Origin of the sequence: Wolbachia endosymbiont strain TRS of Brugia malayi (assembly GCF_000008385.1) — a bacterium.
In the GTDB taxonomy this organism is placed as follows: Bacteria; Pseudomonadota; Alphaproteobacteria; order Rickettsiales; family Anaplasmataceae; genus Wolbachia.
In genome coordinates this window covers 1,023,326-1,041,608 of record NC_006833.1, presented here as the reverse complement: position 1 = coordinate 1,041,608, position 18,283 = coordinate 1,023,326, and the positions used below count along the sequence as shown (strand labels likewise).

The following is an 18,283-nucleotide window of genomic DNA, read 5'->3' as shown; positions in this document are numbered from 1 at the left end:
TGTTACTATTACACTGAGTGCAGTAAATACTGCTTATCCTTGTACATTCTCTCCTTTGCTCTTCAAATTTGTTCAGACCTTTATTGTGACTACTTTACACTATTTCTGATATGTTAAGAAGATCTGCATTTTCTACTTTTAAAAACGGTAATTTCTTATTCAACTTTTCGTTCTCTTTTAATAAATTGCGGTTTTTATCTCTTAAATTATCGTAGCTTGTCTCTAGATCCTCTAACTTTTTTTCTAATTCCTTATTTTTATTTTTTTCTTGACTAAAAATTTCTCCAATTTCCTATTCTTACCATTACTGCCAGCTATTTGCTTTTCTAATGCATCATGTAGTTCTTCTTTTGATTTTAACCGTATCTCTAGCCACTCTACTTCTTATGTTCTCGTTTTTAACCTATTTCTAATTGTCTCTTTTCTTCTTCTAACATAGTTACTTGATCATTCAGAGAAGAAACCTTCTCTTGTAATTTACAGGGTGAATTATCATACTCATGTCTTAAATTGTATAGTTACATCTTACGTAACTGGCCTTGTAAATTACCTTTTTCCTCTTTTAGTTTCTTATTTTCATCACATAGCTCTTCGGTATAATGAAAAAAATTATTCTTTTCGCATTCTAACTGACCTACTTGCATACTCAACTCTGTATTTTTACAGCATAACTCCTTTTTCTCGCTATTAATAATATCTATTTGACTTTTTGATCCTGGATTTCACTATCCTTATCACTTAATTTTTTTAGAGTATCATCTGATTCTTGCTGTGCATTAGCTTCTTGTTCCATCAATTGACTCACTTCCCTACTTAACCCTTCAATTTTGCTTTTTAAATCTTACTTCTTTCGAGTTAATTTATTTAATTAATTATTTAATTACTCCACTTTTTTATCTGTAGCTTATCTAGCTCTTTTTTCTAGAGTTATTTTATTTTCTAACTCTTGCTCTTTTTCAGCAAATTTATTTTTCTCAACCTCTAATTTCTTATTACTACTAATCATTTTGCGTGAAAGTGCGAGCACCAAAACAGAAAATATAAGTAAAATCAAGGCAATATGCAGAGATATGTTAAAAGGCTGTAACTGAAAGACAAGAATCCAACGAAAAAGGCCACAGCAAGTATCCTGGATGCAATCAATGATAAAGTAGCAAAAGCACCAGCTATAAGATATGGTACATTGTTTTTTTATATGAATCTCCCACTATCGTCCTTTCATAGTAAAACGACTGCTAAAGTAGTATGAATGCTAAAGGGGATCAAGTTAGATTTATATAATAATTAGTATAAATCTATACTTACAATAAACTTCCCATTTTCAGTTATAAGTCCTGCTTGTGCGTTTTCACTCCATTCTATCATTTCAGCATTACAGACTGTCTGTAAATCATTCTGCGCAGACTGATTCAACTTATCCTCTTTTACATTTGCTTTTATCATTAACTTTTTTATCAAATGCTTAACTGATACATTATTGTCCGCTTTTATTTTTCTCACGAGGTTTAATATCTGCATGAATTTATCCCCCATTTCTTCAGAATGCTTATCATAGATAAGCTCCTCCTTATTCGGCCAATTACCTCGATTGTGCACAGAATTATCGCTATATAGTTGGTGATATATTTGTTCAGTAATATATGGCAGAAAAGGTGCAAGTAACCGCAAAATAGTATTTAATACATATGTCAAACTTTGTTTCGCACTTAAGTTTGCCTTGCTGCTTACTTTATCTCCATATGCACGTTTTTTTGCTAATTCCAAGTAATTGTCACAAAAGTCTTTCCAAAAAAATCCTTCTACTGCACCCAAAGCTTCACAGTATTCGAATTGTAATAAGTTATTCGTTGCTTTTTCTATAACTTTATATAGTTTAGACAATATCCACTGATCCATTGTCTCACTGACAGAATTTATGCTTACAGCTTGATATCTTTCCATGAATATAGAAACAAACTTGCTGGCATTCCAAAGTTTTGTAACGAGGCGCTTGCCAATTTTGAGTATGTTTTCAGAGTAGACTGTATCAACTCCAAGCCTTGAGTTTGCTGTCCAATAACGCACTACATCTGCACCATATGTATCAAGTATCGATTTTGGAGTTATTATATTACCTTTTGATTTACTCATCTTTTTCTTATCATCAGCCAGGCACCAGCCACTGACCATGATATTTTTCCAGGGTAAAGAATTTGCATGGTAGTATGCTTTCAAAATCGTATAAAAAGCCCAAGTTCTTATTATCTCATGACTTTGGCTGCGTAGGTCTGCAGGAAATATCGTATTATAACGGTGATCTGGCAAGCTAAACTCACTGTTTACTGCCAACGCACTCAGTTGAGGAGTGATCGCACTTGTCGCCCAAGTATCCATTACATCTTGATCTGGGACCACCTCTTCCTTACTATACCCTTTCGGCAAGTCTTTCAATGGATCTACAGGCAGATCCTCTACTTCAGCTAGGATGACTTTGCCTTCTTCGCCTTTACGTCTTGAATACCACACTGGAAACGGTACACCAAAATAACGTTGCCTTGAGATACACCAGTCCCAATTTAGCCCTTCTATCCACACTTCCATACGCTTACGCATGGTACTTGGATACCAGTTGCATTCTTTTACTTTATCTAATACCTGAGCTTTTTGATCTAAAGTCTTAATAAACCATTGATAAGTAGGTAATATTTCAAGTGATACACCAGACCTCTCTGCACACTTGACAGAATGAGAAATGTTAGTGCTTCCTGTCAAAAGTCCTCTTTCAGTTAGAATTTTAATTATTTTCTTTCTTGCTTCTTTAACCTTTAGTCCATTGATTTCATCGTAGATTCTAGTGTTACGCACTGGAATAACATCGTAGTGTGGCGAAATGGCACCTTCCTTTATCACCCCAGTACTTCTTTCCCCTGTCATCCCAATGCCTTGATACTGAGATCTATTATTATCGTACATTGAATCTAGATTTATCTTCCCATCCTGATCGATGATAATTTTCATTGGCAAATTATGCTTTTGTTGCCAATATATGTCGAGCTCATCACCGAATGTACAGCACATAACAAGCCCAGTGCCTTTATCTATTTTAACTCTACCATCAGCTATTATTGGAACTTTGACTCCTATTATTGGTACTACAGATGTTTTTCCGATTAGATGAGCGTAACGTGCGTCCTCTGGATGGCAAAAAACTGCAACACATGCCAGAAATAACTCAGGTCGCGTAGTTGCAATATCGATCTGCTCATTTTCTTCAGTAGAAAAAGTTATTGTGTTTAAAGATGACTCACAGACTTTATCTTCTATTTCTGCTTGCGCAATTGCTGTCTTATCAACTGGATCCCAAAGAATAGGCTGCATCTTTCTATATGCATATCCCTTATTATATAGATCAATGAACGACATTTGAGAAAGTGTCACAGTTTCTTTGCTGATTGTGTGGTATTCTAAACTCCAGTCATAACTAATACCAACTGATCTCAATAGTTCCTTGAATTCCTGCTTTGATTTTTCAATAACTTCATGGCACATCTCTATAAATTTTTCTCTCCCAACTTCTCTTGCACGGGTTTTATAGGTTTGTTCTACCAACCTTTCGGTAGGAAGGCCATTATCGTCAAACCCAATTGGATAAAAGATATCTTTTCCAAGCATGCGTTGAAATCTTGCAATAAAGTCTGTGTGACAGTAGCTGAATATGTGACCAATATGCAGTTTGCCCGATATTGTTGGTGGAGGTGTATCTATAGTAAAAGTGTTCTCTTTTTTACCATCCCATTTATAGACCCTACTATCTTCCCATAATATATTATACTTATTTTCGACTTCTTTGAAGCTATATTTTTCTTTTAACATGATCACTTGAATATTTCTTAATTTCAAACTGTAGCAACATAAGCAAGATTTCCCTATATATAACTAAATTTCCTGGACCCAAGTGTCAAGCATATATCTGGGTGACATCTTTATTGGACTCTTAAATTGCCTTAGCTATAAATTTTAAGGAATTTATCAAGTGGTAAAAAAGGCAAAAAAACCCTGGTTATTATCTATTTAAAAACATTGGCATTTTTTTATATTTTAAATACTTAATAATCGTGACTCAGCTGTTTTTTAATGCAACTAACCTTTAGGCATAAATGTCTAAGAAATTTATTAAGCAGAAAAAAACAAAAGGTGTCCCGTGGTAGATAGTGTTGCTTTCTAATCCTGTAAGTTGGCGTACTATACTGTCTTAAACGCTTTATAAACGAGTTTCAGCTTATATAGGTAAGAACCTAGAAATGTTATGAAGACATAAGGTGCACATAGTACAAAAAATTAAATATAAGGTGCCAACTATGTGTAATACTTTGTCATTTTAACCTGCACAGATTGAAGGTAACTGAATACCTCCAGTATCGTGGTAGGGGGCAGGGAAGTTTATCAAGTAGTTTTTTAGTACCGTTCTCCCTCTTTTCAAATCACAATGTTCGTGCAGTTGTATACCAAGTACTGGACAATAAAGGATAACTTAAAAAACCAGTAATAATTAGCTACTTTTAACATCATTTAGCAAATTTCTTACTTTTTTTTTACTTTACTAAAGAACCCTTCAGATTGCTGTTGTATACTTGCATTTTCCTCTTCTTCAAGTGCTTTTAATAGCTCAATTTGCTTTTTAGTTAAATTATTAGGATTTAAAGTCTCAACTATTATCTGTACATATAAATCACCACGAGCATATGAGTTCATATAAGGCATGCCCTTTTCCTTACAACGTAATTTGGTACTAGTCTGAGTACCTTCTGGAACTTTTACTTTTATTTTAGCTCCATCAATAGACTGAACATCAATTTCACCACCAAGCACTGCTAGTGTCATTCTTATAGGTACTTTACAATGTAAATCTGCTTTATTTCTGGTAAAGATTTTATGTGGAGTAATTTTAACATATACATATAAATCGCCGCTTTTTCCACCTTTTGCTCCAGCTTCTCCTTTACCACTTACCCTTACCTTAGCACCTTCTTCTATCCCCTTTGGGATTGAAACTGATATATTTACTTCATCTCTTCTACGACCACTTCCATTACATTTCTTACATTTATTCTGTATTATTTCTCCTTCTCCATAGCATGTAGTACATGTTCTTTCGATTGTAAAAAAGCCCTGTTGTGTTCTAATCCTACCACTTCCTTGGCATGTATGACACTGAACCGGTTTGGTTGCTCCTTCACTACCTCTACCTTGACACATGTCACATTTTACGTTTGTGACATAATGTATAGGTGCTTGTATTCCTTTAAACGCATCTTCTAAGGTAATTTCAAGATCATAGCGTAGGTCTGCCCCAGGTACTCCCGTTGTGCTTCTTTTTGCTTTTGACCTACTTGAGCTACCAAATTCCCCACCAAAGAAGTCATTGAATATGTCACTAAAATCTCCTGCAGAGCCAAAACCTTGGCTAAAGTCGAACCCACCGGAAGCACCTTCGTGACCATAACGATCATAGCCTGCTCTTTTCTCAGAATCAGATAGGACTTCATACGCAGCTGTTATTTCTTTAAATTTCTCCTCTGCTTCTTTATTGCCAGGATTCCTATCTGGATGATACTTTAACGCTAATTTTTTATATGCTTTTTTTATCTCATCAGTACTAGCATTTCTATCTACCCCCAGCAGCTTATAGTAGTCTTTTTTACTCATATATAACAGTTCAGTATTTAATTTTTAAAGATAGGTATTGCATATATCAATTTCAAGTGTGGCATCTGTTTCCTATCTAGACAAGAACATAGTGCACTAATAATACCGAAAGCAAATTCTTCTCACAACCTTTGTGTTAAACGAGTAAAATTACCATATTTCATACATCTCAAGTGATTGCATGAAAGGTATTACCAAGCCCAGAACTAACAGGAAAACTAAAGTAAACTTATGAAATAAAATTGGAATTTCAATCAGGTCAGTGAAAAATTTTTGCCAGCACCAATTTTACAAATTCTCTCATTTTATAGCCTAAGCTTGTAAAAGTATAGGGTATAGTACAGCATGATGTTATTAACATGGTAGCAAATAAAAATACAGGTATTTAAAGAGAATTTTAATAAATATATGCACAATGGAGTTGAAATTTCGTTTGTGGAAAGAGGTTATTGGGCAATTCACTTAACAAAGCTAACGCATTTTAGCTTGTAGCTAGTTCTTTAGCTACTCTTACGTTACTTGCATCTGTAACATTTGCTGCATTTTCTAGTGTACCTCTTCCTCTAGCCTTTACTTTAGCTATGTTGTCTGTTTTAGCAGCTACACTTTCACATAAAATAACTAGTAGTAATAAGAAAAGGAGAACTGAGAGAGATGAGGTTACTAAAGGAGGGCAAGAACTAGAAAATAATTCTAGAGAAGGAAACTGGGAAAGCCGCAAGCAAACTAATGAAGAAGTTGAAGAATCTATTAAACCAGAAAAGTAGAGAGCTAATTAGTGTAAAACAACAGTTAGATAATACTGTATAAAGAGTTAAATGATAGAGATGGTAAAATCAAAAAGCTAGAGAATAAAATAATAGAGTTAAACGACAAAATAGCTGTAATTGTGGGTGCCTCAAACAAGAATACAGAAAAATTAAGTAGTCAGTTGAATTTGGCTCAAGGAAAGTCTAATGTGGAACTGAAAACGCAGTTCTTCGCAAGGAAAAAGAATTCTTAGAGTACAAATTGGAAGGTAAAATAGACTATATAGCTGAAATATTGCAATGTAAAGACAAATTGGGAAAAGTAACAATCAACGAGATTAATGAAAACTAAGAAAGATTGCATGATATAGACAAACAGTTGCAAGAGCAAGTAAATAATCTAGATAGAACAGAAAAATCTGCAGCAGAATTGGAGAGAAAAATACAAGAACATAAAGAAGAATTTATGAAAAAAGAAAAAAAGCAAACGACTGGAAGAGACAAATACCGTGCTTACAAAAAAGAACAAAACTCTTTTTGATAGGCAAAAAAGAATAACCACTCTGATATGTCAGATTGTAAGTTTTATTGAATAAAAAAGAAAAATTTAAAAAATCTTTATAACAATGTATAAAAAGTAAAACTTTCATAAGTGTACTAACAATTAAAAAGGTTGTAAAGAACTTTAAAACTTTACTTTAGAAGTCAAAAATGCAGCAGAAGAGCTTGGCATACTCATAGAAAGTAAAGAAAGTACTTCATGAGGAATAGAGTAACATGGATAATCCGTAGAGGTTATTAAGTAGCTTAGGCTTGACTAGTTGTAATAATCTACGTGAGTTTACCTATTACAGTATAAGAATTGTGGTAGTACATTTGCAGACATGGCTTCTTGTACTCTACGTTATGCTTTGCTCTGAAGCGTTTGCTTACCTGGTGTGACTCTAACTTATTTTAAAGCCGAGCTTACTTCCTCAACTTAACTATTCCAACACATTCAAAATCAGAGTCCACTTTTACTTCAAGTTGCTTGTGGATATGCTTATTTACATTATTAGCAAACCTGCCTCTAATTAGGACATCCTCCCTGATGTCACAGAAAGAAATATAGTATTATTTGAATTAAGGTGGAATTTTACATCATTTTTGCAATCTTTCAGATATATATCCCTCCGAAAATCTGGTATTTTACTCTGTATAGCCCTTTTAGGATTTATTCGACAGAATTCTCAAAAAAATATGTCTATTTCTTTAGGTACACTTGATGGAATTATGATATCGTCATTAATTCTGTTTTCTTTTAGAGAAAAAAGTTCAATGTATGTCCTTTTTTTACTGTGTTTTTCAAAGTATTTAGGGAGATACATATTAAGATACTCAGAATGTAGTTCTATACGATTTTTTTACTTATATTCTGGATTAAATATATATTTATTGCCATTTTGCTTAAGTTTACATGTTTTAAATTTACCGAGTTCAGTATTGAAATTTCCTGGTTCAATCTCAAAAGCAAGTGCAAGAGTTTGCTTTGAATGATCAAATTCAGTTTTGTCTTGCAAGCTACCTTGTAAGCTGTAGTACTTATTCTCCCCATAATCTTTTCTTTTACCAGTTTCTTGTTTATCTAAACTTTCAACAGTATCAAAAAATTCTTCTTGTTTTTCTAAAGCATCATGTCATATATTCTGCTTATCTCTAAATCAATCTTGTTACCTTTTATTTCTATTTTATTTTCTACGCTTGTTTCTTTTGTATGCTGTCACAACCATTGTCAGCGTTTTGCTTTTTGATAGAGGTGCTTAACGGTGTATGTTTGTTACTTGAAAAAAAATTTTTTACGCTTAATATTAAGCTAACCCATGCAAGTCTAATTTTGCTTAGTAGATCTCTGAAACCTTTTACTCCAACCATATTTTATCCCCTTATAACTCTTTATCGATCATACCAAAAGATGTTGAATATATCAATAAAATACATTAAAATTATTATATTTACTTAATTGTGCTAGCTTAAAGTAAGTAAGGTTTATTAGATTTCAGCATTATACCTACAACTGCACAAATATTGCAGTTTGAGAGACGGTAGGCGTCATTCCAGTAGCTCATAGAAATGCAAAAATTACTTGACAAATTCTAACAGCCTCGTTACCTTGACAATAAGGGTATTTCTGACTCGCAGCTTGTTTTTAACCTATGCAGGTTCAATGACAAAATTTAGTAGAAAAGTTTAGGTATTTGTTGGCAAGTTACATCAAATTATCGCGGCTGCATGTCTTTTAAAATTTTTCTACATTCAGCCAAATTGCGCTTAAACTAAGCGTCGGCAAATTATTACAGCGCCAGTTAAAATTATTATAGGGTTAAAACTTACACTGCGGGAGTTCTTTTGCCTTTTTTTATTTGATAAATTCATTAAATATTTATAACTTAGATTTAGTTGCAATTATGAAGTCAAGTAGTATCTGTTCAGCTAATGGCGTTAACTTAAGGAAAAATATCAGTGATTGTATATAAGATTTTTCTCTAAAGCCCATTGTGCCTTTAGAGAAGTTTACTAAGGGAAGCTCTTAAGTTGGTGCCATTGGCTGAACGGTACGTTTCATGTGATTTAAAGGTAGTAAGTAGAAGTAGTGATGTTTTCGTGGTGAAAGTAATACATGCTTATTGTTAAATCCAAGAAAGTTAGTTTTTGTGCTATAATGGTCCTTTGTTGAAAATAGCGTTGATGAATATCACTACTAGCTTATTAGAGGGTATTAATAATTTAATAGATAGAGCAAAGAATCATCTTGCTAGATATTTTAATTCTACCATAGTATTGTTAAATTTGAAAAATTAGCTTCAGAATTGATCAAGATGTCTTAAAGCACAAATGTGCGTGCAGACTATGGCAAACGAATCCATCTTCCAACTTGCAAAAGAACTTCTAGATTGAATATGGACGTGGATTTGATAGAGCTTCCATTATTTAGGATAGTGCAATTTTCCAAATTCTTTCCCGATCAAGAAATTGTCGTGACACTGTTGCAACAATTGAGTTGGTCACATTTTGTAGAAATTACTGCAATCTTTGGTAACTTGAAGCGCAAGCTACTATTTGGGGATATGTTGTACTGAAGGATGGAATGTTAGAGTACTACGTAGTGAAGTCAATACTATATTGTATGAACGTACAGCACTAGCAAGAAAAACTGCGGAATTCAATAAAGCAAAGTATCGAAAAGTTACGGGAAAAAAATACGTTAACACCTAAATTTACTTTTTACGATCCATACTTCCTTAACTTTGTGGAATTGTCATCAAGTCATAGTGAGGCCTCTAGGGATTATTCTATGCGCTGGTAAGGATCAAGAAGACATAGAATATCTGGAGCTTGAAGAATCTAATATTCATGTTGCGTGATATTTAACACAGCTACCTCCTAAGGAAATTCTTGAGGAGAAGTTGAGAAAAGCTATCTCTATAGCTCGTGAAAAATATGAACGGCTCCGAAAAAGTCAAGAAAATGATCAGTAACACAAAAGGCAAGTCAGCGGAGCGGTAGAGAGCAGTTGAATAGCAAAATTGTTAGAATGAGATGGCTAAATACAGTATAATGTGGTTAACATTTTACACAGTTTGAGGAGGAAATGGGGATCGTTCTCAAATCCAATGTTCATACAGATATGTGCTTGATACTGAGATAACACTGCCTGCTATGTAAATTGCTCTTAAAACACAATTTTTGTGTATCATCAATTTTATGTGTAATGTTCCTTCACATAATCATCAATAATTGCCTTAAATTCTTCAAAGATATTATCACCCTGTAGAGTTTTAAAGTACTTGCCGTCTTTATAAACTGCTGAAATGGGCTTTTCTCCATATCCAGGTAAGCTAATTCCTAAATTAGCGTGTTTACTTTCTCCGGGGCCATTTACGATGCAACCCATGACAGCAATATTCATATGCTCTACACCTGGATTTTTTTTCTTCCATGTTGGCATACGAATTTTTATATAATCATTTACTTCTTCGGTCAATATACGAAAACGATCGCTATTCGTGCGTCCACAACCAGGACACGAGTTAACTTGAGGATTAAAGTGGCGTAAGCCTATGGACTGCAATATTTCTTGGCATACTGCTACCTCATTAACTCGTGGTTCACCAGGGCGTTGAGTTAAAGAAGCCCGTATCGTATCTCCAATGCCATTTTGTAATAAGTAAGTAAGCCCTGCTGTGGTACTTATCATGCCTTTGTTACCCGTACCAGCTTCAGTTAAACCCAAATGCAAGGCGTAATTGGAAGATTTTGCAAGCGCCGTGTAAACTGAAATTAAATCTTGCACTCTACTAACTTTACACGAGATAACTATTTTATCCAAACTAAGGCCAATTTCCTCAGCTTTTTGTGCACTATTAAGAGCTGACATTACAAGTGCCTTGCGCAGTATAACATCAGAAGATTTTGGATTATTGGATAAAGAGTTCTCATCCATCAGTTTTTGTAAAAGGTATTTATCGAGACTGCCCCAATTTACTCCAATCCTAACCGGGATATCATGCGTTATTGCATACTCTATAACTCTTTCAAACTTTTCATCATGTTTGTCGCCAAAGCCTATATTGCCTGGATTGATTCTAATCTTACCTAGCATTTTGATATTGTCTGGGTAATTTCGGACTAACTTATCTAGCTCATACTGTCCACAGCCTACCAATATCTTACCGTCAAAACCTTCTTTATTTATTTCTTCTACTATATAAGGTACTGCTCTTGCTACTTCCTCTGAGTTCAAAGCAATCCGCACCAACTCTGAACCTGCATGCGCTAGTTCTATTATTTCTTTTGCATATCGCTTAGCACTGCTTTTTACATTATCAGAATCTATGTGTACACCAAGTGCCATAGATTGTACAACTATAGGATTATTTCCACCTATCTTTACTTGTCCGACCTTTACAACATAAGTCTTATGTCGAGAAGCAGGTAATAATTCACATACTTCGTCACTCAAGTCATGGTCTACCAGATCTTTATTTAACATGTTATTAATTTACTGCATCAGCTGCACTTCCAAATGAATCCGAGCCGTTCGAACTGACGTTATTTAAGTCGACAATGGAATCATGTGAACAGGTTCTTTTTGATCGAGTGTCTTTTATAGTAACATTTATAGGAGAAACTTTTTTCTCCCGTGTTAAAGTAGCTTTTTTTCCTTCTTGTCGTTCACTTTCATGTTGCTCATCTTCACGTTGAGAAATTGGTCCTTGATCTATAAATATAGCACCCTTTAAGCGCGCAATATTGATGCCATGTTGATTTACCATAGCATCCTCTTCATCATTGATTACACAAGCTTCTGTATCACTTAGCTCACTATCAAGATTAGCAATTTTTTTTTCTTTTAGTTTTTTAGCCAGTTTTTCTTTGTTTATGTTAATATTAGTTTGATCTTGCAACTTTTTTTTCTTTAGGAGTTCCCTACGCTTTTCATACAGTTTATATGACTCAGCGAAATCCTCATCTTCATAAAAGTTTGTACCGCCAGGATTACCAGGAGGTATGTACCTTTTACTAAGCTTCACTTTAAGTTTAGCTTCAGCATCTTGCATGATGAAAAAGCTGGAACCCAAAAACACTAGTGTAAAAAAAAACCTAAGCATATGGTGCTATAGTAAACATTGCGTTTTAAAAAATAGCAATTAACGTACTTTAAGTAAACTAGAATCTTTACTAACTTTATAATAAAAGGTGACTCGTATTTGATTAGTGCAAGCAAGATTCACATTTTTTAATATTTATATATATCATTTTAATATTGCTTTTATTTTTCTTAATATTTTAAGAAAAAGGTTGACTTTTTAGCTAGAGTGATATAAAATGAAATAATAGTTAGTGTAAGGTAAGAATGTTAATATTCGAAAGATTTTAGAGATATCTACTAGGAAAACTTAAACCAGTATCAGAAGAACGGAAAAAATATTTGCTAGAAAAATTTAAATATGCTGCTGAAGAATTTGGCAAAGATGGCACAAGGTTTGATCACTCAGTGGTACCAAAAGAACAACAACTTTATATTGATCTAGGTAACAAAAAAATTTTGGTGTTGCAAATAAGATTTTACATTGGGTAGAACGCACGTTTAAACATCTTTTTCCTCGTTATGCCTATCTTTTAGAAATAGAAACTGAAGAAAAAGAAATTTTTGGAAGTAGTTTAAGAGTCAAATGTTTCACTTCAGAAGAGCAGGCAGAGCATACTAAAATTGCTCATAAAGGAAGATTATATGTAGACTTAATGCCAGAAATGAAAGTAATAAGTTAAAAGGCTTTAAGGGCAAGTTATATGATACAACTGGTGAAATTAGTAAAGAAGAAGAAGAAAAAGATTGTGTAGCTTATGTGATAACACTTGATGGAAGGTTAGTAGCTCATAAGCATATTAATGTTAATAAAGGTGAATTGGCTCATCGTCATTCAACTCTTGCAGGTGGTAAACCAGTTTTGTGTCCTGTTTTGAAGGTAGAAAAAGGTAAAATAACTTATATAGGCAACAATAGCGAACATTATAAACCGGCATTAGCAAATTTGTACAATGCAGTGAAAAATTAGAAGGTTTATTTTCAGAAAATGCAGAAATTGTCTACCGGCCATATTAAACTAACTTCATACTAATCAAGGGCCAATGGGGAAATTCCTAGACAAGATAGAGAAAAAAGGAGAAGATTGATTGACTAAATATGAAAGGTATTTTGTTAAAATAAGAAAACATAATGAACGATACAGGCCAAAATTGTTTCTTGTAAGTTATAAGTTACCAATGCCTATTTCAAAACAGTGATCTTCGAGAAGTAAAAACAATAACAGTAGAACGCTCAATAAGAAAGATTATTGGAGCAAATTATGGTTATAAATCAAAGATCAATATTAAATACAATGAAAAAGAAGCCGTGGGTGTTGATATAGTTTTTCGCTATAAAGATGATTATAATGAATTTGTTAAGCTTCTAGATCTCAAAAAACATAGCTATATTTGCAGATCGCGTCAAGATGAAAAAGGAAGTGATGTGCTTCTTAAACATATGCATGATAAAAAAGATAGGGCTACTATAAAAATGTTAATGCCCAATAAATGTGCAGTTTTTGTGAGCAAAGACCGGGCTAACAAATTTATAAAGAACACTTTAAAAATTGAAGTAGAAGTATTGAGCAGCTAGTAAATACAGCAGCTATAAAAACTGCCTAATGGCTGCCCAAGACCCTTATTTCCCACTCAAGTTCAATGTTAAACTTGTCCTTCACTGTGTTTCTTACCTTGTTGCCAAGGTTTTCCAAGTCAGACGCAGTTGCATTATTGTAATTAAGTAAAAAATTACAGTGTTTCTTAGAAATTTTAGCTCCACCGTTATTTAATCCTCGACAGCCAGATCCATCAATCAGTTTCCACGCCTGGTAGGCTCTTGGATTTTTGAATATACACCCAGCAGTTTTTCCTCTCACTGGCTGGCTTTTGTTTTTTTTATTGATAATTTCTTTTAACCTATGCAATATAACCTCATGTCCTGAACTTACCCCTTTAAACTCAGCTTCAATAAAAATCCATTGCCCTTTCAAGCTATGTCCACGATAAACATAACCCATTTCTTTGCTGGAAAATTCATATAGATTCCCATCACTTAGATTCACCGCCTTTATGGATTGAACAACGCTTGCAACGTCACTACCATATGCACCTGCATTCATTTCTATTCCGCCACCAATCGTTCCTGGAATTCCAACTAGAAACTCGAGTCCACTAACTTGTTGCTCTCCTGCAAAGTAAGCGAGATTGCTAAGTAGCGCAGCCCCACCTGCAATGATAGAGTTGTTACTTTTATATTTAATATATGCGAACTCCTTACCTAATTTTACTGTTATTCCTCGAATTCCACTATCACGCACTATCATGTTGGATGTTGCACCGATAACGCTAATTGGCAATTTAGTATTTTTGATTAAATATATTAAATCTTCAATATCACGTGGTTTAAACAATATATCAGCTTGTCCACCAACATTCAACCATGTTATTTTAGACATTAAAACACTATAACGATAGATTCCGCGTACCTTAGGCAAGCTTATAGGCATTTTGATTTCAATTCTAATCCTGCATCCATACCCATTTTTTCTGCATCTTCTACAAACGAAGTGCGCTCAGTAAAATATATATTTTTCTTGTCTGCTAACATACAATAAAGATGTAGCACGTTTTCACTCACATATTTTGCCAGAGCCGCAAGTGGTGTAAAGCATGAACCATTTACTGTCTTCATAAAGCTGCGTTCTGATTTCACCCTTATAAAAGACTTATTATTATTAATTTTCTCTAAAAGATCGATAATTTTTATATCATTTTTTCTACATTGAATGCAAATTGCTCCCTGTCCCACTGCACTTAACATAGTTTTCGGTGACAGTACCTCTGTGATCAAGTAATCTTTTTTTAATCTTATTAATCCTGCTTCAGCTAGAATTATTCCATCAAAGCTTTGATTCTGCAGTCTAGTTGTCACATTTCCACGCAGTGGTACTATATTTAAATCTGGTCTAAAATTTAGCAACTGGACTTTTCTTCTTATTGAGGAAGTTGCAATTATGGCCTGCTGTGGCAAAGACTTAAGGCTCTTATACTTATTAGAAATAAATGTATCGTATGGACTTAACCTCTCTAGAATACAAGGAATTGTTAAGTCTTTTGAAAAAAATGCAGGAACATCCTTTAGCGAATGAACTGCCATATCTATATTACTCTTAATCAATTCAGTCTCAATTTCTTTAATAAACAATCCCTTACCTCCTATTTCAGCGAGGTTCGCATTTGCATATTTGTCACCAGAAGTTTTTATTTTAATGATCTCAACAGATAAACTAGAAAAAAGGTCCAACAGCTTTTGTTTTGCTTCCAAAGCTTGAGCAATTGCAAGACTGCTTCCTCTGGTACCTATTCTGATTAACATATACTAAGTAGTTTTGAGAAATTTGATTAACAAATTATTTCAGTTTTATGGCCTCATGTCTATCTTTTGTTTTCTATAAGAACTGAACTATGCTTTGTATCGACAGATGGGTAAACATAAGCAAAGAAGAATTCTTGCAGCACATTAACAAAATTTTAAAAATGTTGCATTGTCTGCATTTTGTCAGCATAATATAAAAGTAATATAATATAAATACTATGCCAATAAAGTTTATACCAAATTGTACGGTACCTTCAAGATTGCTAGCTGCCTTATAAGGATTAAAGCAGTAAAAGAAAAAGTGTTGCATTTGCCACTCTTAAATAGATATTTTTGTCTTTTCATGAAACTGTATAGCTCTATACCACACACTATTCTACTATAACTGAAGGAAATCAATTCGAGCCTGAGCAGGTTGAAGAAACTTTAAAAAATAAAGGTCACTTTCTGAAATATAGAAGAGATGAAAATGAGGTTTTCGTATATTACGCTAAGACCAATTCATAATGGACAAGATAAAGGTAGGTAGGAATAGTTAAAAATTTTAATGAGACTATTGGCAAATATCATGAATAAGAGCTAATTTTTCTTTGATGAATCGCGGGGCACACATTCGAAGGTTGTCACTGGTGGTTTAAAAAAGGGCGTTAGAATACAGGTTAAAGTAAAGTTAGGTAGACAAAATTTTTATCTCTACAGTACAGTTAATCCTAGGAGTGAAGAAAGTTCTAGCTTATTTGCACTGAATATCAACACTGGTTGTATGAATATATTTCTTGAACAAATATTGCAATATTTAAGAACACAAGAAGCCTTTCTTGTCATAGATTGTGCTAATTGGTATAATTCAAAAAATTTAAAGATACCTAAAAATGTCAAGATTATATACCTGTCATCGTACTTACCTGAGCTTCATCCTATTGGAAAACTTTGGTTATATATAAAACAGAACATTTTGCGTAATAAAGTATATAATACAATTGCTTTGCTTGAGAGCGCTTTATGTAAATTTATTACCTACCCTTCTCGCTCCGCAATAAAGCAACTCTGCAATGTCACTTATTTGACCTATTAACAGTGAAAATTGGTATGAAGGCTCAGAGAACGAGTTTTAAAAGTGGTTGACAAGAAAAAAATGACTATGAATTCAGTAAGCGGGATGTTCAAAATTGATGAAAAGACTATATATTAGTGGAGGAAAAGAAGAGAAGAAACAAGAAGTATAAAATCATCTTCAGGCTACCAAAAGGGATATGACCATAAGATTAAAGACATAGACAAATTTGTCAAGTTCCTGAGTAAAAATCGGGAAACTGCAATTGAAAAGATAATTGGAAAATTTAGTAATATATGCAAAAGTATGGTGTATAACTTACCTTAAAAAAGTAAACTATATATAAGAAAAACTTTTCTCTATCAGGAAAGGGATGAAGAAAAACGAAAGGAATTCATAAAAAAAATAGTAGAAATAAACGAAGAAAATTTAGTATTCACTGATGAATCAGGTATAGAGGATAATGAGTTTTATATGTATGGGTGGGCTGCAATAGGGGAAAGATTGTTTGCGGAAAAAACAGGGTACAAAAAAAGGGTGTGCATAATTGGAGCACTCGATGAAGGAAAAGTTGAAGCACCAGGATAATTGAAGGGTATTATAACAGCGAATTTTTTGAAGCTTATGTTAAAATGTGCTTATTCTGATATTAAAACCTGGGCAAACTATTATTCTCGATAATGTGAGCTTTCATAAGTCTGATAAGGACGAGAAAATTAATAGAAACCGTTGGATATAAAATTTTGTTTTGCTGCCATGCTCACCTGACTTAAATCCAGTTGAGAAGTTTTGGTTTGCTATCAAGCATGCCGTAAGAAAAACTCTACCAAACTTTTGGCTTGATATCAATTCGATCATCAATTTTGTCTTTCAGCATCGGGGAAACTTTATCTTAGTTAGCTATAAGAGATTGTCCGGAGACTAAAATAAGGGTATAGCGTTAAGAGATATAAAATGAGGTAAGAGATAAGGAGAAATATCCAACAGACTTAAGTGAAGGGGAGTGGGCTAGAATAGAAAAATACTTTAGGGTATCGTACAAGAAAGGAGGAAGATCGCCAAAGTATAGTAAGAAAGAAATATTATAAGCAATTTTCTATGTACTACGTACAGGGTGCCAATAGCGTTATCTGCCGAATGACTTTCCATTCTGGAAAACTGTATATGAGCAATTCATGCAATGAAAAAAGCAGGGTACCTTTGAAAAAATGAGTTATGAAATTACCAAATGTAGCGAAAAATAGGAAGAAATGAGCAGCTGAGCGCTTCCATAGTAGACAGCCAGTCTGTTGGAACTACAGAAAAAGAGGGAGCAAAGGTTATGATGGGGGTAAAAAAGTAAAAGGTAGAAAAAGGTATATGATTATAGATACTCAGGGTTTCATACTGAGTTGTTGTGTGGGAGCTGCCAGTGAGAATGACAGGGATGGAGTAAAGGTAGTATTAAACAAGACAGAGAGAAGTATACTGGAGTTAAGGAAATGTAGGCTGATATGGGATATCAAAGCAAAAATTTAAAGATATATATAAAGGAAAAATATGGGATAGACATTGAAATTGTGAAAAGGCCTCCATGTGGGTTTTGGATATATAAAGACATACCACCTGCATTGCTACCAGCAAGAGAACAGGGATTTAAAATACAGCCAAGAAGGTGGTTTGTAGAGGGGACCTTTGCCTAAGTCTCTAGGAATAGAAGGCTATCAAAAGAGTACGATTTGCTTACAACATCTACTGAAAATTTCATATATCTTACTATGAATAAGATTATATTTGAAGAGGAAATGTGTCCAATTTTACTAGTTTCTAGAC

The 18,283-nt window shown here is 33.8% G+C and carries 16 protein-coding genes and 2 pseudogenes; 9 read left to right on the top strand and 9 right to left on the bottom strand.

Going from position 1 to position 18,283, the window contains the following annotated elements; translation table 11 throughout:
* Positions 1–518: 518 nt before the first annotated feature.
* From WBM_RS06785 to dnaJ, 4 genes are all read right to left on the bottom strand, one after another.
* A complete protein-coding gene (locus WBM_RS06785; RefSeq protein ID WP_255324088.1) occupies positions 519–644 on the bottom strand; it encodes a hypothetical protein in 126 nt (41 codons plus the stop codon).
* 260 nt (positions 645–904) lie between these two features.
* Positions 905–1,054: a hypothetical protein gene (locus WBM_RS05880; RefSeq protein WP_160119455.1), complete on the bottom strand. Its 150-nt coding sequence runs from the start codon at positions 1,052–1,054 to the stop codon at positions 905–907.
* Positions 1,055–1,284: 230 nt separating this feature from the next.
* A complete protein-coding gene (locus WBM_RS04810) occupies positions 1,285–3,852 on the bottom strand; it encodes a valine--tRNA ligase (protein ID WP_011256983.1) in 2,568 nt (855 codons plus the stop codon).
* Positions 3,853–4,560: 708 nt separating this feature from the next.
* Positions 4,561–5,685, bottom strand: a complete 1,125-nt coding sequence (dnaJ, locus tag WBM_RS04805) for a molecular chaperone DnaJ (protein WP_011256982.1) — start codon at positions 5,683–5,685, stop codon at positions 4,561–4,563.
* 581 nt (positions 5,686–6,266) lie between these two features.
* On the opposite strand from dnaJ, the gene WBM_RS04800 reads away from it, so the two are divergent.
* Positions 6,267–6,452 carry a hypothetical protein gene (locus WBM_RS04800; protein ID WP_041571519.1) on the top strand — a complete coding sequence of 62 codons (186 nt, stop codon included), beginning with the start codon at positions 6,267–6,269 and terminating at the stop codon, positions 6,450–6,452.
* Positions 6,453–6,813: 361 nt separating this feature from the next.
* Positions 6,814–6,975 (top strand): hypothetical protein, encoded by a 162-nt coding sequence (locus WBM_RS04795; protein ID WP_160119454.1) that lies wholly within the window; start codon positions 6,814–6,816, stop codon positions 6,973–6,975.
* A gap of 862 nt (positions 6,976–7,837) precedes the next feature.
* Here WBM_RS04795 and WBM_RS05875 read toward each other — a convergent pair.
* The gene (locus WBM_RS05875) at positions 7,838–7,993 is read right to left on the bottom strand and encodes a hypothetical protein (protein ID WP_158676311.1); all 156 of its coding nucleotides are present in this window, start codon (positions 7,991–7,993) and stop codon (positions 7,838–7,840) included.
* 1,537 nt (positions 7,994–9,530) lie between these two features.
* On the opposite strand from WBM_RS05875, the gene WBM_RS06680 reads away from it, so the two are divergent.
* Positions 9,531–9,686: a hypothetical protein gene (locus WBM_RS06680; protein ID WP_225416121.1), complete on the top strand. Its 156-nt coding sequence runs from the start codon at positions 9,531–9,533 to the stop codon at positions 9,684–9,686.
* 487 nt (positions 9,687–10,173) lie between these two features.
* Here the strand turns inward: WBM_RS06680 and ispG are convergent, their stop codons facing one another.
* Positions 10,174–11,463 carry a flavodoxin-dependent (E)-4-hydroxy-3-methylbut-2-enyl-diphosphate synthase gene (gene ispG, locus WBM_RS04780; protein ID WP_011256979.1) on the bottom strand — a complete coding sequence of 430 codons (1,290 nt, stop codon included), beginning with the start codon at positions 11,461–11,463 and terminating at the stop codon, positions 10,174–10,176.
* A gap of 4 nt (positions 11,464–11,467) precedes the next feature.
* Positions 11,468–12,082: a TRP75-related protein gene (locus tag WBM_RS04775; protein WP_041571518.1), complete on the bottom strand. Its 615-nt coding sequence runs from the start codon at positions 12,080–12,082 to the stop codon at positions 11,468–11,470.
* 320 nt (positions 12,083–12,402) lie between these two features.
* On the opposite strand from WBM_RS04775, the gene WBM_RS05960 reads away from it, so the two are divergent.
* The 3 genes from WBM_RS05960 (at position 12,403) to WBM_RS05950 (ending at position 13,635) form a co-directional block, all read left to right on the top strand.
* Entirely contained in the window at positions 12,403–12,552 is a 150-nt protein-coding gene (locus WBM_RS05960; protein ID WP_167896259.1) for a hypothetical protein, read from the top strand.
* 268 nt (positions 12,553–12,820) lie between these two features.
* Positions 12,821–13,030 (top strand): hypothetical protein, encoded by a 210-nt coding sequence (locus WBM_RS05955; protein WP_011256977.1) that lies wholly within the window; start codon positions 12,821–12,823, stop codon positions 13,028–13,030.
* Between the two features lie 338 nt (positions 13,031–13,368).
* Positions 13,369–13,635 carry a hypothetical protein gene (locus WBM_RS05950; protein ID WP_011256976.1) on the top strand — a complete coding sequence of 89 codons (267 nt, stop codon included), beginning with the start codon at positions 13,369–13,371 and terminating at the stop codon, positions 13,633–13,635.
* 25 nt (positions 13,636–13,660) lie between these two features.
* On the opposite strand, the gene murB is transcribed toward WBM_RS05950, so the two are convergent.
* Together murB and hemC are read right to left on the bottom strand one after the other, a co-directional pair.
* A complete protein-coding gene (gene murB, locus WBM_RS04765) occupies positions 13,661–14,548 on the bottom strand; it encodes a UDP-N-acetylmuramate dehydrogenase (protein WP_011256975.1) in 888 nt (295 codons plus the stop codon).
* Positions 14,539–15,417 (bottom strand): hydroxymethylbilane synthase, encoded by an 879-nt coding sequence (gene hemC, locus WBM_RS04760; protein WP_011256974.1) that lies wholly within the window; start codon positions 15,415–15,417, stop codon positions 14,539–14,541. The genes murB and hemC overlap by 10 nt, the downstream gene beginning before the upstream one ends.
* A gap of 598 nt (positions 15,418–16,015) precedes the next feature.
* Between hemC and WBM_RS07015 the strand changes: the two are divergent.
* The 3 genes and pseudogenes from WBM_RS07015 to WBM_RS05635 form a co-directional block, all read left to right on the top strand.
* Positions 16,016–16,492: pseudogene (locus tag WBM_RS07015) on the top strand (transposase); the annotation flags it as partial.
* A 321-nt stretch (positions 16,493–16,813) separates the two neighbouring features.
* A complete protein-coding gene (locus WBM_RS06900; protein ID WP_338062954.1) occupies positions 16,814–17,059 on the top strand; it encodes a transposase in 246 nt (81 codons plus the stop codon).
* 425 nt (positions 17,060–17,484) lie between these two features.
* Positions 17,485–18,255 (top strand): annotated as a pseudogene (locus WBM_RS05635) (IS5 family transposase); the annotation flags it as partial.
* Between the last annotated feature and the right edge of the window lie 28 nt (positions 18,256–18,283).